The sequence below is a fragment of the Curtobacterium sp. TC1 genome, from assembly GCF_019844075.1.
Taxonomy (GTDB): Bacteria; Actinomycetota; Actinomycetes; order Actinomycetales; family Microbacteriaceae; genus Curtobacterium.
Window position 1 is genome coordinate 2,512,400 of sequence record NZ_CP081964.1, and the last position, 15,882, is coordinate 2,528,281.

Annotated in this window: 14 protein-coding genes; 3 read left to right on the top strand and 11 right to left on the bottom strand. The window is 72.0% G+C overall.

All coding sequences use genetic code 11. The features are described from left to right. Window positions 1-66: 66 nt before the first annotated feature. On the top strand, window positions 67-1,095 hold the full coding sequence (locus KZI27_RS12935) for a TerC family protein (protein WP_222657937.1): 1,029 nt from the start codon (window positions 67-69) through the stop codon (window positions 1,093-1,095). A 103-nt stretch (window positions 1,096-1,198) separates the two neighbouring features. On the opposite strand, the gene KZI27_RS12940 is transcribed toward KZI27_RS12935, so the two are convergent. From KZI27_RS12940 to KZI27_RS12970, 7 genes are all read right to left on the bottom strand, one after another. Then, window positions 1,199-4,987 (bottom strand): AAA family ATPase, encoded by a 3,789-nt coding sequence (locus KZI27_RS12940; RefSeq protein WP_222657938.1) that lies wholly within the window; start codon window positions 4,985-4,987, stop codon window positions 1,199-1,201. Window positions 4,988-5,055: 68 nt separating this feature from the next. After that, complete coding sequence (gene mutM, locus KZI27_RS12945; protein ID WP_222657939.1) at window positions 5,056-6,027, bottom strand: bifunctional DNA-formamidopyrimidine glycosylase/DNA-(apurinic or apyrimidinic site) lyase; 972 nt, start codon at window positions 6,025-6,027, stop codon at window positions 5,056-5,058. Window positions 6,028-6,031: 4 nt separating this feature from the next. After that, window positions 6,032-6,757 carry a ribonuclease III gene (gene rnc, locus KZI27_RS12950; RefSeq protein ID WP_260233002.1) on the bottom strand — a complete coding sequence of 242 codons (726 nt, stop codon included), beginning with the start codon at window positions 6,755-6,757 and terminating at the stop codon, window positions 6,032-6,034. 13 nt (window positions 6,758-6,770) lie between these two features. Then, the gene (gene rpmF / locus KZI27_RS12955) at window positions 6,771-6,974 is read right to left on the bottom strand and encodes a 50S ribosomal protein L32 (RefSeq protein ID WP_017888273.1); all 204 of its coding nucleotides are present in this window, start codon (window positions 6,972-6,974) and stop codon (window positions 6,771-6,773) included. 55 nt (window positions 6,975-7,029) lie between these two features. Continuing rightward, the gene (locus KZI27_RS12960) at window positions 7,030-7,611 is read right to left on the bottom strand and encodes a YceD family protein (protein ID WP_222661379.1); all 582 of its coding nucleotides are present in this window, start codon (window positions 7,609-7,611) and stop codon (window positions 7,030-7,032) included. A 126-nt stretch (window positions 7,612-7,737) separates the two neighbouring features. Next, window positions 7,738-8,223, bottom strand: coding sequence for a pantetheine-phosphate adenylyltransferase (gene coaD / locus KZI27_RS12965; protein ID WP_222657940.1), 486 nt, complete (start codon window positions 8,221-8,223; stop codon window positions 7,738-7,740). Between the two features lie 43 nt (window positions 8,224-8,266). After that, window positions 8,267-10,495, bottom strand: a complete 2,229-nt coding sequence (locus tag KZI27_RS12970) for an ATP-dependent DNA helicase RecG (protein ID WP_222657941.1) — start codon at window positions 10,493-10,495, stop codon at window positions 8,267-8,269. Window positions 10,496-10,581: 86 nt separating this feature from the next. Between KZI27_RS12970 and KZI27_RS12975 the strand changes: the two genes are divergently transcribed. Continuing rightward, on the top strand, window positions 10,582-11,145 hold the full coding sequence (locus KZI27_RS12975; RefSeq protein WP_222657942.1) for an RsmD family RNA methyltransferase: 564 nt from the start codon (window positions 10,582-10,584) through the stop codon (window positions 11,143-11,145). A gap of 75 nt (window positions 11,146-11,220) precedes the next feature. Here the strand turns inward: KZI27_RS12975 and thiL are convergent, their stop codons facing one another. Continuing rightward, window positions 11,221-12,210, bottom strand: a complete 990-nt coding sequence (thiL, locus tag KZI27_RS12980) for a thiamine-phosphate kinase (protein WP_222657943.1) — start codon at window positions 12,208-12,210, stop codon at window positions 11,221-11,223. A 24-nt stretch (window positions 12,211-12,234) separates the two neighbouring features. On the opposite strand from thiL, the gene KZI27_RS12985 reads away from it, so the two are divergent. Continuing rightward, window positions 12,235-12,720 (top strand): DUF3515 family protein, encoded by a 486-nt coding sequence (locus KZI27_RS12985; RefSeq protein ID WP_222657944.1) that lies wholly within the window; start codon window positions 12,235-12,237, stop codon window positions 12,718-12,720. Window positions 12,721-12,733: 13 nt separating this feature from the next. Here KZI27_RS12985 and KZI27_RS12990 read toward each other — a convergent pair whose 3' ends face one another. The 3 genes from KZI27_RS12990 to KZI27_RS13000 form a co-directional block, all read right to left on the bottom strand. Then, window positions 12,734-13,843, bottom strand: coding sequence for a D-alanine--D-alanine ligase family protein (locus tag KZI27_RS12990; RefSeq protein ID WP_315971197.1), 1,110 nt, complete (start codon window positions 13,841-13,843; stop codon window positions 12,734-12,736). 32 nt (window positions 13,844-13,875) lie between these two features. Further along, window positions 13,876-14,889, bottom strand: a complete 1,014-nt coding sequence (locus KZI27_RS12995) for an NAD(P)H-dependent glycerol-3-phosphate dehydrogenase (protein ID WP_111086095.1) — start codon at window positions 14,887-14,889, stop codon at window positions 13,876-13,878. Window positions 14,890-14,968: 79 nt separating this feature from the next. Further along, window positions 14,969-15,877, bottom strand: a complete 909-nt coding sequence (locus tag KZI27_RS13000) for a lysophospholipid acyltransferase family protein (RefSeq protein ID WP_261783898.1) — start codon at window positions 15,875-15,877, stop codon at window positions 14,969-14,971. Window positions 15,878-15,882: the final 5 nt, after the last annotated feature.

The window sequence follows — 15,882 nt, forward strand, 5'->3', positions numbered from 1 at the left end:
GGCGGAAGAGACCTTCAGGCCTCGGCGTACCCGCACATCAGCGGCACGCCCTACCCGAAGGAAACCGTGGACGTCCCACTCTTCGTCTGGCTCCTCACCATCGCCGGCATCCTCGCCCTGCTGGTGTTCGACTTCTACTCGCACGTGCGCACCCCGCACGTGCCGCACATCCGCGAATCCGCGTTCTGGTCCGTGTTCTACATCGGGCTCGCGATCCTGTTCGGGTTCGGCATCCTCGTCTTCGGCGGCGGACAGGCCGGCGGTGAGTACTTCGCCGGGTGGCTGACCGAGAAGGCGCTGTCGGTCGACAACCTGTTCGTCTTCCTCATCATCATGACGAGCTTCGCGGTGCCGAAGGAGTTCCAGCAGAAGGTCCTGCTGGTCGGTGTCGCCATCGCCCTCGTCGCGCGCGGCATCTTCATCGCCCTCGGTGTCACGATCATCGAGAACTTCTCGTGGGTGTTCTACCTGTTCGGCGCGCTGCTGTTCTGGCTCGCCTGGTCGCAGGCCCGCAGCGGCAACGACCACGGTGGCGACGAGGGCGACTCGCGCCTGATCCGCATCCTCAAGCGCATCATCCCGACCTCGGACCACTACGACGGCGACCGCCTGACCACCAAGGTCGACGGCAAGCGCCTGTTCACCCCGATGCTGCTCGTCATGGTCGCGATCGGTCTGACCGACGTGCTGTTCGCACTCGACTCGATCCCCGCGATCTTCGGACTCACCCAGGACGCCTTCATCGTGTTCACCGCGAACGCGTTCTCGCTGCTCGGGCTGCGCCAGCTGTACTTCCTCATCGCCGGCCTGCTGGAGCGTCTGATCTACCTGGGCCAGGGCCTCGCGGTCATCCTCGCGTTCATCGGTGTGAAGCTCGTGTTCCACGCCATGCACGTCAACGAACTCCCCTTCATCAACGGCGGCGAGCACATCGAGTGGGCGCCCGAGATCCCGATCTGGTTCTCGCTGGGCTTCATCATGCTGACCATCGCGGTCGCGACGACCGCCTCGCTGATCGTCTCGAAGAAGCGCCAGGAGCGCGGGCTCACCCCGACGGGCGAGCCGAAGGAGTCGGTCGCGGCCGACGCGGAGTAGCCGTCACCACCTGACGGACGGGAGGCCCGGTGCCAGCTGGCACCGGGCCTCCCGTCCGTCCGTGGTCGCGACCAGAGCCGCGGGACCGCAACCAGCCGGCCCGCTACGCGACCGCGTCGGCGGGCTCGCGCTTCTGCACCCGCTGCCCGACGACGGCGGACACGCCGTCCTGCCGCATCGACACCCCGTACAGGGCGTCCGCGATCTCCATCGTGCGCTTCTGGTGCGTGATGACGATGAGCTGCGACGACTCGCGGAGCCGCTCGAACACCGTCAGCAACCGACCGAGGTTCGCGTCGTCGAGGGCGGCCTCGACCTCGTCCATGATGTAGAACGGCGACGGCCGCGCGGTGAAGATCGCGACCAGCAGCGCCACCGCCGCCAGGGACCGCTCGCCGCCGGACAGCAGCGTCAGGCGGTCGATCTTCTTGCCGGCGGGCTTCACCTGCACGTCGATCCCGGTGCCGAGCAGGTCGGTCGGGTCGGTCAGGTTGATGGAGCCCGAGCCGCCCGGGAACAGGATCGGGAAGATGACGTCGAAGGCGTCCTTCGTGTCGTTGAAGGCCGACTCGAAGATCGTCTGCATCTTCGTGTCGAGCTCGTCGATGATCGTCATCAGGTCGGTGCGGGTCTTCTGCAGGTCCTCGAGCTGCTCGGCGAGGAAGGCGTGCCGCTGCTCCAGGGCCTGGAACTCCTCGAGGGCGAGCGGGTTCACCTTGCCGAGCCGGCCGAGGTCGCGCTCGGCGGCCTGCAGGCGGCGCTCCTGCTCGGCGCGGACGTAGGGCACGGTCTCGACGTCGTCGGGGTCGACCTCGTCGGTGACGTCGAACTCGGGCAGGGCGGGGCCGCCGGGCAGGGTGGACGCAGGCTCGACGAGCGCGACGGTGTCGTCCCCGGGGCTGGTGTCGAGGTCGGCGTCGGCATCGACGTCGACGTCGACTTCCGCTCCGGGTGCGTCGAGGGGCTGCTCGGACGCTTCAGCGGCCGCTGCGCGCTCGGCGTCGCGGTGCTTCCGCGCGAGGACCCGCGGGTCCACCAGCACGTCGACCGGCACCGGCACGGTCGGCCCGTACTCGGCGACGAGCACGGGCTCGGTCAGCCCGAGGTCGCTCAGGGCGCGGTCGAGGACACCCGACACGTGCAGCTTCTTCTCGTAGATCTCCATCTCGAGCGAGTGCACGCCGTCGGTGATGGTCTGCAACCGGTCGCGGAGCTCGCGCTCCTCGTTCCGGATCGCCTGCAGCTCGGTGTTGCGCTTGGACCGCTCGGACTCCTCGGTCGCGAGCTGCACGCGCGCCTCGGCCAGGGACCGGTCGACGGCACCGAGCACACCCGGCAGGTCGGCGAGCACGGCTTCGGCGGTCTCGATCTGCCCGCGACGGATGACCGCACGACGAGCTGCCTCCTCCGCCGCTGCGCGCTCGGCCTCGAGCTGGCGTTCGAGCTGGTCGGCACGGTGTCGTTCGGCGCGGACGCGCTCGCGCACGGTCTGCACCTGGATGCGCTGCTCGACCTCGGCGGCACGTGCGGCCTCGAGCGCGTCCTGCAGGCCCGGACGCTCGGAGGCGTCGACGACGGGCCGCTCCTGCTCGGTGAACGCCCGGTGCGCCGCCTCGGCCTCCGCCAGGGCGGCGTCGACGGCCTCGACCGCACCGTCGGTCTCGGCGAGGGCGGCACGCAGGCGCTCCACCTCGGCCGCCGCGTTCTCGGCCTTCGCCCGCGTCGAGGCGCTGGCCCGGTCGTACTCGGCCGTCGCCCTGGCGTGCGCGCGGGACGCCGCGTCGGCCTCGTCCGCGCGGCGGCGTGCGTCCTCGACGGCGGTGCGTGCGGTCTGGAGGCCCGTGGCTGCGTCCTCGGCGTCCGTCGCGATGGCGTCGCGTCGCGTCACGGCGTCGTCGCGCTCCGCGACGAGCTCGATCCGCGAGGTCACGCGCTCCCCACCGCCGGTGACGCGGACGGCGCGGACGAGGTCACCGGACCGGGTGACCACCGTCGCCTGCGGGGCGGCGGCGAGCACGGCCTCCAGGTCGACCGTGTCCGTGTGCTCGTCGCGGTCCTCGTCGGCGCGCTCGGCGGTGTCCGCGATCAGGGTGTTCCGCAGGATCGCGGCGAGGGCGGGCGGGCCCTGCACGACGTCGACCGCTCGACGGACGCCCGCGGGCAACCGCTCCGGCAGGTCGGAGGGACCGTCCTCCGCGTCCGCGACGACGACGTCGATGCGGCCGATGTCCGCGGACCTGGCGTGCGCGACCGCGTCGAGCGCGACGGTCCGGTCGTCGGCGAGGACGGCATCGGCGAGGCCGTCGAGGGCGATCGCGACGGCACCCTCGAACCCGGGCGTCACCGTCAGCGCATCCGCGAGGCGACCGACGATGCCCGCGCGTCCGGCGTCGATGAGCGCCTGGGAACCGTCGCGGACGTCGATCGACATGCCGAGCGCCGCGACCCGGGCGTCGAGGGCGTCCCGCTCCCGCTCGAGGGCGTGCAAGCGGTCGCGCTGCTCGTCGCGGGCTGCCTGCGCGGCCTCCAGTTGCTCACGAGCCGCCTGGAGCGTGGTGGCGAGGGCTTCGTCGTCGACGCCCTCGGACGGATCGGTGCCGAGCTCGGCGAGGGCTGCGGTCGCCCGCTCGGCGCGTTCGGCGGCCTCGGCGAGGGCTCGCTGTCGACGCTCGCGGTCCGCCACCGCGGATCCGCGCTTCGACCGCGCGACGTCGACGGCGTTCGCGAGCCGCTGCGCCTCGAGGTCGTGCTGCGAGACCCGGGCGGCCTGCGCGGCGATGCGTTCGTCGAGGGCGTCGAGGGCGTCACGAGCGGCCTGCACCGCGCGGGCGGTCTCGGCGGAGCCGCCCTGCATCTCGTCGGCGCGGGCGGCGAGCCGGTCGGCCTCGGCGCGGACACCCGCCACGCGCTCCGGGGTGATCGAGGGTCCCTGCTGCGGCGCATCGGCCTGCTGCGCGAGGAACATCAGGCGCTGGTTCGCCAGGCTGGACAGCCCGCGCAGGCGCTCCTGCACGCTCTCCAGGCGGTGCACCACCGTCCGGGCGCGGTCGACGTCGTCGCCGACCATGCTCTGCTCGACGTGCTGCTGGCGGACCCGGGTCTGGTCGAGCCGTTCGGTCAGGACGATGCGCTCGGACTTGCGACCGGCCTCGACCTCCTGGTGGTCGTGCAGTTCGCGGCGCAGCCGGACCACGTCGTCGGCCAGGATGCGGGCCTTGGCGTCCCGCGCGACGGCGGCGACGGACTGGGCCTTGCGGGCGACCTCGGCCTGACGTCCGAGCGGCTTCAGCTGGCGACGGATCTCGCCCGCGAGGTCGGACAGGCGGGTCAGGTTGGTCTGCATCGCGTCGAGCTTGCGAAGGGTCTTCTCCTTGCGCCGACGGTGCTTCAGGATGCCGGCGGCTTCCTCGATGAAGCCCCGGCGGTCCTCCGGGGTGGCGTGCAGGACCTTGTCGAGCTGCCCCTGCCCGACGATCACGTGCATCTCGCGGCCGAGACCCGTGTCGCTCAGCAGCTCCTGCACGTCGAGGAGGCGGCAGTTCTCGCCGTTGATCGCGTACTCACTGCCGCCGTTGCGGAACAGCGTGCGGGCGATCGTCACCTCGGAGTACTCGATCGGCAGCAGGCCGTCGCTGTTGTCGATCGTCAGCAACACCTGGGCACGGCCGAGCGGCCCACGGGTCGAGGTCCCCGCGAAGATGACGTCCTCCATCTTGCCGCCGCGCAGGGTCTTCGCCCCCTGCTCCCCCATCACCCAGGCGAGGGCGTCGACGACGTTGGACTTGCCGGAGCCGTTCGGGCCGACGATGCAGGTGACGCCCGGTTCGAACGCGAACGTCGTCGGCTGCGCGAAGGACTTGAACCCCTTGATGGTCAGGCTCTTCAAGTACATGCGGTCTCCGGGTGTGCTCACGCGTGCTGCGGCGGGGCCGCTGCTGGGCTGTGCTGCTGGGCGTCAGGCTAACGCGTCCGGGCACGGGGGCGCGGTTGGCACACGGGGCAGATGTGGCTCGACCGGTTCATGAAGGCCTCGCGCACGATCGTCGTGCCGCAGCGGGGGCAGGGCTTCCCCTGTTGGCCGTACACGTTCAGCCGCTGCGAGAAGTACCCGGACTGCCCGTTGACGTTGACGTACTGGGCGTCGAAGCTCGTCCCGCCGTCCTCGAGCGCGCGCCGGAGGACACTGCGCACCTCGTGCAGCAGGCGTGCGAGATCGGCACGGGTCAACCGCTCGGCCGACCGGTCGTAGTGCAGCTTCGCGGCCCAGAGGGACTCGTCGGCGTAGATGTTCCCGATGCCGCTCACGACGCCCTGGTCGAGCAGGACCCGCTTGATGCCGCTCGAGCGCTTCCGGGCGATGGCCGTGAAGCGGTCGTCGTCGAACGCGGGGTCGAGCGGGTCGCGGGCGATGTGCGACACCTGCTGCGGCACGCTCCGGCGCCACACCGCATCGGGGTCGGACGCGTCGACGTGTCCGGCGAACCCGGCCGGGGCGCCGTCCACCGTCGGCACCATCGCGTCGATCGCCATCGAGCCGAAGGTGCGCTGGTCGACGAACTCGAGCTCCACCGCGGGTTCGGCGGTGCCGTCGCGGTCGGTGCCGACAGGTTGCACGTCGATGCGGATCCGTCGGTGCTTCGCCGCCGGTCGACCGCGGCCGAGCAGGATCTGGCCGCTCATGCCGAGGTGCGCGACGAGTGCCTCCGGCCGGTCGCCCTCGTGCTGCGGCTGCAACGGCATCCAGAGGAACTTGCCCCGACGGACCGCTGCGGCGATGGTGCGACCGGTCAGGCGGTCGGCGAAGTCCTCGGCCGGGCCGTCGTGGCGGGTGAGTGCCCGCTCGTCGACGACGTCGACGTGCAGCACCCGCGCGCCACTGACCGCGGGTTCGAGGCCGGCGCGGACGACCTCGACCTCGGGGAGTTCGGGCACGTCGTCAGGCCGCTCGGCCGGACAGCCGGGTCCAGGCGTCGAGTGCCGCGGACATCTCCGCGGCCTTCTTGCTCGATCCGGTCCCGACGGCGATGTCCTCGCCCTGCAGGACGACGGTCGCGCTGAAGGTCTTGTCGTGGTCCGGGCCGGTCTCGGTGACGCGGTACGCCGGGTTGCCGAGCGACAGGCTCGACGCGAGCTCCTGCAGGCTCGTCTTCGGGTCCATGGCGGCACCGAAGCGGTCCGGGTCGATCATCAGCGGTTCGACCAGGCGGAGCACCAGGTCGGTCGCCGGGTCGGGGCCCGCGGACAGGTAGGTGGCGCCGATGACGGCCTCGACGGTGTCGGCGAGGATCGACGACTTGTCGCGGCCGCCGGTCTGCTCCTCGCCCTTGCCGAGGCGCAGGTACTGGCCGAGCCCGATCATGCGGGCGATCTCGGCCAGCGCGACCGTCGACACGAGGCTGGCGCGACGCTTCGCGAGGTCACCCTCGTCGAGGTCGGGGAAGGACCGGTAGAGCTTCACGGTCACGGCCTGGCCGAGGATCGAGTCGCCGAGGAACTCGAGGCGCTCGTTGTGCTTGATGCCCCCGTGCTCGTAGGCGTACGAGCGGTGGGTCAGGGCGAGCTGGAGCAGCTCGAGGTCGATGTCGACCCCGAGCTGGCCCTGCAGACGAACGACGTCCGGCCCCACGGGGCGGGACCCCGTGGCGCCGGACGTCGTCGTCATGCGTTCGGTCCGATCAGACGTCGGCGACCTTGCGGCCCTTGTACTCCATGTACAGGGGGGTGCCGGCCGAGTCCTCGACGACCTTCGCGCGGTGCGGGAGGCTGTAGGTGACCTGACCGTTCTCGATCGTCTTGACGAGCTGGATCGGCGTGGCCTTCCACTGCGAACGACGGGCGTGCGTGTTCGCACGGGACTGCTTGCGCTTGGGAACGGCCATGGTGAATCTCTTTCGGTTGGTCGGTGGTCGGAACGGGGGCTGGCGGTGTCGGGGCCTACTCGGCCTCGGCCCGCTCCTCGCCCTCGGTGGTCTTCGTGTCGGTGGTGTCGCCGTGGGCGGCACGCTCGGCTGCCTCGAGCTGGATGCCGGTCAGGGCTGCCCAGCGCGGGTCCAGGGTCTCGTGAACGGGCTGCTCATCGAGGTCTGCCAGTCGCTCGCCCGTCACCGGGTCGAGGCCTGGGCAGTCCGGTCGGCAGACCGGCTGGAACGGCAGCGCCAGCACCACCGCATCTCGAACGACCTGTTCGCAGTCCACGTGGTCATCACGAACGAAGAAGTCGAAATCCTCCGAGGCATCATACGCGAACAGCTCGGCGAAATCGACCTCGACGGGCTCGCTGATGTCGATGAGGCAGCGCGAGCACTCCCCCGTCGCGTCGGCCGAAGCGTGACCGGACACGAGGACACCCTCGTGCAGGCCCTCGAGCCGCAGGTCGATGTGCAGCGGAGCACCTTCGCGCACCGCGATGACACCGGCACCCAGCGCGTCCGGCACCGCGATGTCGAGCGAGTGCTCGCGCATCTCGCCCGGACGGTGCGCCAGGTCGCGCACGCGCAGGGCGTAGGGGCTGTTCACGTGGGAAGACACGATCGTCAACCCTAGCGTGAACGGGGCCGAGAGTCGAGGCGGGCGGGGGTGTGTCCGCGCGTCGGACGACCGGGCATCCGGCTCGGCGCGCAGCTCCGGCGGTTCCGGCTCGGCTCAGCGAGCGGCGAGGGCCGTGGCCACGGCCTTCGGGACGTAGGGGGTGACGTCGCCGCCGAGCGACGAGACCTGGCGGATGAGCGAGCTCGACACGTGGGAGCGCGAGGCGTCGGGCAGCAGGAACACGGTCTCGACGTCGGCGAGGTGCCGGTTCATGATGGCCATCGGGGTCTCGTACGCGACGTCCTCGCCGGACCGCACGCCCTTGACGAGCACCTTCGCCCCGACCTGCCGGCAGTAGTCGACGAGGAGCCCTGAGGTCCACTCCCCGACACGGACGGTGCCCGGCGTGCCGACCTCGACCAGTGACTCCTCGATGAGGCGGACGCGGTCGACCGCCTCGAACATCGCGGGCTTCTTGTCCGGGTTGTGCACCACGAGGACGTGCACCTCGTCGAACAGCCCGGCAGCGCGGCCGATGACGTCGAGGTGCCCGAGCGTGACGGGGTCGAAGGAACCGGGGACCACCGCGATCTGTGACATGGCAGCGACGATACCGGTCCGGGCCGGGGCGTCCGGGCCCGGGTCAGTTCTTGCCGAGGAACGCCGCGTCGGACTCGTCGAGACGCCGCGCCAGGGCCTCGCGCAGGGCCGGGGCCCCCTCGAGCTCGGGATCGGGCTCGAGGACCCGTTCGGCTTCGCCCCGGGCGTCCACGATGAGGTCGGCGTGCTCGACCACCCGGAGCAGGTTGAGCGAGGACCGCCCACCGGACTGTCGCTCACCGAGCACATCGCCCTCGCGCCGCAGCTCGAGGTCCACCCGTGCCAGCTCGAAGCCGTCGTCGGACGCGGACACCGCGTCGACGCGCTCGCGGGAGGTCGTCTCGAGCTCGGCGGTGGTGACGAGCAGGCAGACGCCCGCCCACTGCCCACGGCCGATGCGGCCGCGCAGCTGGTGCAGCTGGGAGACGCCGAAGCGATCGGCGTCGAGGACGGCCATCATCGCGGCGTTCGGCACGTCGACACCGACCTCGATGACGGTCGTCGCGACGAGGACGTCCAGGTCGCCGGCGGCGAAGGACGTCATCACACGGTCCTTCTCCTCCGCCGTCATCCGGCCGTGCAGCACCGCGATCCGCCGGCCCTCGAGCACGGGCATCGTGCGCATCCGCTCGGCCGTGGCGAGCACGGTCGCCGGGGCGCGCTTCGGGGCGTCGTCCTCGGACTCGGCGGGCGCGGGCTCGCCGTCGTCCTCGGCATGGGCGTCGTCGATGGCGGGACAGACCACGAAGGCCTGGCGCCCCTTGTCGAGTTCCTCGGCCATCCGCGACCAGATGCGGGACTCCCACCCCGGGTGCTCCGCGAGCGGGACCGTGAAGGTCTCGACGCCGGCACGGCCGGAGGGCAGCCCCGTGATCGTCGAGACGTCGAGGTCGCCGAACACCGTCATCGCGACGGTGCGCGGGATCGGGGTGGCGGTGAGCACCAGGACGTGCGGCGGGGTGGCGCCCTTCGTCCGGAGCGCTTCACGCTGCTCGACGCCGAAGCGGTGCTGCTCGTCGACGACCACGAGCCCGAGCTCGGCGAAGTCGACGCGGTCGCCGAGCAACGCGTGGGTGCCGACCACGAGCCGCGAGCTGCCCGATGCGGCGGCGAGCAGGGCCCGCCGGCGTTCGTCGGTGGACTGTGACCCGGTCAGGATCACCGGACGGAGTTCGGCCGCGAGGTCCGGTCCGAGGAACTTCACGATGGACCGGAGGTGCTGCGCGGCCAGGACCTCGGTCGGGGCGATGAGGGCGGACTGCCCACCGGACTCGGCCACCGTGAGCATCGCGCGGATGGCCACGAGGGTCTTGCCGGAGCCGACCTCGCCCTGCACCAGGCGGTGCATCGGCCACGTGCGGGCGATGTCGGTGTCGATCTCGGCACCGACGGCGCGCTGGTCGTCGGTCAGGGTGAACGGCAGAGTGGCGTCGAAGCGCTCGAGGATACCGCCTGGGGCCGCCACCCGCGGGGTCGCCGCGGTGCGTCGGGCGCGGATCCGGCGCTGCACGAGGGCGGTCTGCAGCACGAACGCCTCGCGGTAGCGCAGGGCGTCCTGCGCGCGCTTGAAGTCGGCGACCTTCTCGGGGCGGTGGAGCAGCTCGAGCGCCCGGCGGAACGGGACGAGGTCGAGCCGGCTGCGCGCCGAGGCCGGCACCGGGTCGGGCAGGTCCGGCAGGGTGTCGAGGACGATGCCCATCGACTTCGCGATCTGCCACGAGGTGAGGGACGCCGTCGCCGGGTAGATCGGGATCGGCTGGCGCGACCACCGGATCGCCTCGTCCGAGCCGGGGTCGGCCGTGGCGCGGGGGTCATCGGGGTCGAAGAGCTCGTAGTCCGGGTGGGCGAGCTGGCGGGCACCGCGGTAGTCGCTGACCTTGCCGGAGAAGATGCCGCGGGCGCCGGGCACGAGGTCCTTCGTGCGCCAGCCCTGGTTGAAGAACGTCAGGGTGAGCAGCCCCTTGCCGTCCCCGATCTTGGCTTCGAGGATCGATCCGCGCCGGGCACGCATCGTGCGTTCGCGGACGTCGACCACCTCGGCGACGATCGTGACCGGCTCGCCGATCGCCAGCGAGTCGAGCGCCGTCAGGGCCCCGCGCTCGGCGTAGCGACGGGGTGCGTGCTCGAGGAACTCACCCACCGTGCGGTGGCCGAAGGCCTTCTCGATCGCGGACGCGGTCCGACCACCGAGCACGTTCGCGAGCCGCGCGTCGAGGGGCGCCGGACCGAGGTCGGGCCCGGCCGGCGCAGCGGGGGTTCCGGTGGTGACCACGGACACCACGGTACCGGGCACGACCGACGTGCCACGTGCCTCCCGTCCGGCCTGTGGACAGCGCCACCGGCCGATACGGTGGCTGCATGACCCGCATCATCGCCGGCGCCGCCGGCAACACGACGCTCCGGGTGCCGAAGTCCGGCACCCGGCCGACGAGCGACCGGGTGCGCGAGGCACTGTTCTCGTCGCTCGAGGCCCGTGGGCTCGTCGACGACACGTCCGTCGCGGACCTCTACGCCGGCACCGGTGCCCTCGGGCTCGAGGCGGCGTCGCGCGGTGCGGTCGAGGTCGTGCTGGTCGACCGCGCGTCGGCGGCGGCGCAGGCGTGCCGGGCGAACGCGAAGGCCGTGCAGCAGCGGATCCCCGGGGTGCGGATCGACGTGCAGCCGCAGCCGGTGCTCGGGTACCTGCGTGGGACGGTGCGCACGTTCGACCTGGTGTTCATCGACCCGCCGTACGACGTGACCGAGCACGAGATCGCCGAGGTGCTCGAGACCCTGGTGCCGCGGTTGACCGCCGGTGCCGTGGTGGTCGTCGAGCGGAGCAAGCGCTCCCCCGAGCCGACGTGGCCCGCGGGGCTCGAGCCCTTCAGCAAGCGCAGCTACGGCGAGACCGTGGCGTGGGAGGCAGTGACCCCCGCGTCCTGAGCCGCGCCGGCGACTCAGAACGACGTCGTACGACGTCGATGGTGTCGTACCGGGTCGACGGCCTGGCCGGGCGGGTCAGCCGGCGGCGCCGTCCCAGTCCGCGTAGGGGTCCCAGCCGGTCGTCGGCACCGGGGCCCCGGCGCGGAGCAGGTCGGCGTCGCCGCGGTCCCGCACGACCCCGATGCGGCGGAAGCCACCCGGCAGCGCAGCGTCGGCGGGGAAGGTCGCGAGCAGGCCGTGGTCCTCGCCGCCGTGCAGTGCGACCTCGTCGAGGTCGACCTCGAGCGACAGGGTCACCCTGCTCGCGCGGGCGAGTCGTCCGGCGTCGATCGCCAGGCCGTCGGACAGGTCGAGCATCGCGGTCGCCCCGGCCCCAGCGGCACGGGGTCCGTCCGCGATCGGCGGCACCGGACGGCGCTGGCGGTCGACGTCGGGATCGGCGTCCGCACCACTCGCCACCGTCGCGGCACGGTCCGGCTCACCCTGCGGGTCGACGCCGTCGCGGAAGAGCCGTGCGAGACCGCGAGCGGCACGACCGAGCTCACCGGACACCGCCACCACGTCGCCCGCACGGGCACCCGACCGGAGCACCGGAGCGCGACCACCGAGGTCACCGAACGCCGTCACCGCCACCGTGAACGTCGCCGAGGTGGACAGGTCGCCACCGACCACGCCGCAGCCGGGTGCGAGGGCGTCGACGGCGAGGCGGAAGCCGTCCGCGATGCCCTCGAGCACCGCCACCGGGATCTCCTGGGGCGCCGCGAGGGCGATCACGAGACCGCTCGGCGCCGCACCCATCGCCGCGACGTCGGAGAGGTTCGTCGCGGCGGCCTTCCAGCCGACGTCCTCGGGCGAGGACCACGCCCACCGGAAGTCCGGGCCGTGCACCATCATGTCCGTCGTCACGACGAACCGGCCGTCCGGAGCGGCCACGACCGCGCAGTCGTCGCCGGGCCCCAGGATCGGCGACCCGGTCGGCAGACGGCTCGTGATGCGGTCGAGGACGGCCAGTTCGCCGAGCTCCCCCACGGTCGGTCCGGCCCAGGCGTCGTACGTCGCGTCCACACGAGAACGGTAGCCTGGACCGCGATGGACACCGCGCGCCGCACCCCTCGCACCCTCGCGATCGCGGGGGTCGTGATCGCCCTCGCCGCCGGTCTGACCGGGTGCACGAACGCCGTCGGCATGCGCGCGGCACCGTCCGCGAACGCAGCAGCCTGCGCGGCGGCGCAGGTGCGGTTGCCGGCGACCGTCGACTCCACCTACGACCTGCGGAACACCAACGCGCAGTCCACCGCGGCCTGGGGCGACCCCGAGGCCGCGCTGTACCACTGCGGCGTGGCCGTCCCGACGGTGTCCGACCTGCCCTGCGTCACGCTCGGCTCGGTCGACTGGATCCGCGACGACCGCGGGAAGCAGATCGTCTACACGACGTTCGGCCGGTCCCCCGCCGTGCAGGTGGTCGTCGACACGTCGAAGACCGGCAGCGCGGTGCTGCAGGACCTCGCCACGGCGGTGTCGACGCTGCCGAAGGACGGCCACAAGTGCCTGGACCCGTCCGACGTGCAGGGCTGACGCCCACCGACGGTCACCGGACGGCGGCGCGCCCCAGCTCGATGAGCTCGGTGACCAGCTCGCCGTAGGACACGCCCGACGCCGCCCAGCAGCGCGGGTACATCGACAGCGGGGTGAACCCGGGCATGGTGTTGACCTCGTTGACGACGAAGCCGTCGTCGGTCAGGAAGCAGTCGACGCGGGCGAGCCCGGATCCGCCGATGGCCTCGAATGCGCGGGCGCCGATCGACCGGATCTCGTCGGTCTGCGCCTCGGTGAGCGGTGCCGGGCACAGCAGCGACTCGTCGCCACCGAGGTACTTCGACGCGAAGTCGTAGAAGCCGTCCTCGGCCACGACGATCTCGCCCGGCAGGCTCGTGCGCGGCACGCCGTCGCGGCCCTCGAGCACGGCGACCTCGACCTCGCGACCGACGACGCGAGGTTCGACGATCACCTTGGAGTCGTGCTCGAACGCCAGGTCCATCGCGGCACCGAGCGCCTCGGGGCCGTCGACGCGCGAGACGCCCATGCTCGAACCGGCACGAGCGGGCTTCACGAACAGCGGCCAGCCGTGCGCCGCGACCGCCTCGGCGACGTCGACCGGGTCGGCCGCCCACTCACGGCGGAGCACGGTGGTCCACGGAGCGACCCGCAGACCGGCGTGCTCGAGGACGGCCTTCGCGACGTGCTTGTCCATCGCCAGTGCGCTGGCGAGCACGCCGTCACCGACGTACGGCAGACCGGCGATCTCGAGCAGGCCCTGGATCGTGCCGTCCTCGCCGAACGGGCCGTGCAGGATCGGGAACACCACGTCGACGGCGACGGTCGTGACCGAGCCGTCCGGGTGCGAGACGACGAGTTCGTTCGTCGCCGGCGAGGTCGGGAACGCCACACGCGTGCCGTTGTCGGGCACGGTCGGCAGCGCGCCATCGCGGATCGCCCACTGCGAGGGGTCGTCGGACTGCAGCGTGAACGCGCCGTCCTTCGTGATGCCGATCGGCACGATCTCGTACTCGGTGCGGTCGACGACGTCCATGATGCCGCCGGCGGTCACGCAGCTGATCTCGTGCTCGCTCGAGCGTCCGCCGAACAGGACGGCGACGGTGGTCGTGGGAACGTCGGTTCCCTCGGGGATCGTGGGCACGGGAGTCCCTTCGTGACTCGGTGCGGGACCGGTCACTCGCCCTGGGGCTCGTCGGTCTCGGTGAGGTGCGGCGCGATGTTGCGCGGATCGAGCCTACCGGCGAGGACCTCGCCGACCTGGCTGACGATGGGCATGTCGACGCCGTTCGCGGCCGCGAGCTCGAGGATCGGCGCGACGGACGCCAGGCCCTCGGCGGTCTGGTTCATCTGCCGGACGACCTCGTCGAAGCGGTACCCCTGCCCGAGCAGGCGCCCGGCGGTGTTGTTCCGGGACAGCGGCGACTGACAGGTGGCGATGAGGTCGCCGAGGCCCGCGAGGCCGGAGAGGGTCGACGGCTGCGCGCCGAGCGACACCGCGAACTCGGTCATCTCGGCGAGCCCGCGCGTGATGATCGACGCCTTGGTGTTCTCGCCGTAGCCGACGCCGTCGACGATGCCGATCGCCACGGCGATGAGGTTCTTCAGCACGCCGCCGAACTCGGTGCCGATGACGTCGGTGTTGATGAACGACCGGAAGTACGGGTTGGTCGCGACGGCGGCGACGGCGGTCGCGGTCTCCACGCTCGACGACGACACCACGGCAGCGGTCGGCTGCCGACGGGCGATCTCGAGCGCCAGGTTCGGCCCGCTCGCCACGGCGATGCGGTCCTGGTCGATGCCGAGCCCCTGGAGCAGGACCTCGCTCATCCGCAGGCCGGTGCTCTTCTCGACGCCCTTCATCAGGCTGACCACGGGCACACCGGCCGGCAGGAGCTCGCGGATCGCGTCGAGGTTCGAGCGCAGGGTCTGCGACGGCACCGACACGTACACCTGGGTGGCGCCGTCGAGGACCTGCTCGAGCGACGTCGACGCGGTCAGGGTGCGGGGCAGGTTGATGCCGGGCAGGTAGTCGGAGTTCCGCTTCGTCTCGGTGATCTCGCGGGCGACTTCGGGCCGACGGGCCCACACCACGGTGGAGGCACCGCCCTCGGCGAGCACCTTCGCGAACGTGGTGCCCCAGCTGCCGGCGCCGATGACGGCGACACGGGGCTTGTCGGTCGACTGCATCACCACCCGGATCGCGGCGGTGTCGAAGGCCCCCGGCGCTGCTGCGACGGGGTCGGGACGATCGTCGTGCGGGCGGAGGTCACTCAAACCGGCCGGTCTCCTTCTGGTTGTTCGCCGCCGGGTCCCAGCGGGTGGTCGGGGCCTGCTCGCCGCGCAGCTGCTCGAGCAGGGCGGTGATGTGCTGCATGAGCACCTCGGTGGCCTCGACGAGCATCTGCTGGTCGATCGGCCGGCCGCGGTAGGCGGACAGGTCGACGGGGTCGCCGACGATGACGTCCACGCGCGAACGCGGGAACAGGCGGAGCTTGTTCGAGTACCGCGCCATGATGCCCTGCGTGCCCCAGTGGGCCATCGGGATCAGCGGCACGTCGTTCTCGAGCGCGATGCGGACGGCACCGGTCTTGCCGCGCATCGGCCACAGGTCGGGGTCGCGGGTGAGCGTGCCCTCGGGGTAGACGATGATCGCCCCGCCCTGTTCGATGAGCGACCGACCGCCGCCGAGCGGATCGCTCAACCGGGTGCGGCCGGAGCGCTCGACCGGGATCTGCCCCATGCCGGACATCAGCTTGCCGAACACGGGCACCTTGAACAACGACGCCTTGGCCAGGAACCGCGGCGCACGCCGGCTCAGGTACACGGCGGTGCCGACGACCAGCGGGTCGATGTTCGTGAAGTGGTTCGGCGCGAGCACGAACGCACCGTCCGCCGGCAGACGGTTGGGGCCGTACCAGTGGTAGTTCGACGAGAACCGGAACGTCGGGATCACGATCGAGGCCACGATGCGGAACGCGGGGTTGAGCTCCCCGCGCTTCCACCGCCGTCCACGCACCGGCAAGCCGGTCGCGACCTGCGTACCGGACGCACCCCGGGCCTCCAGGCCGTCGGCCGGACGCGACGGGCCGTCACCCGGACGCGACGGGCCGTCACCCGGACGCGACGGGCCGTCACCCGGACGCGACGGACCGTCACCCGGCTGCGGAACCGACACCGCGA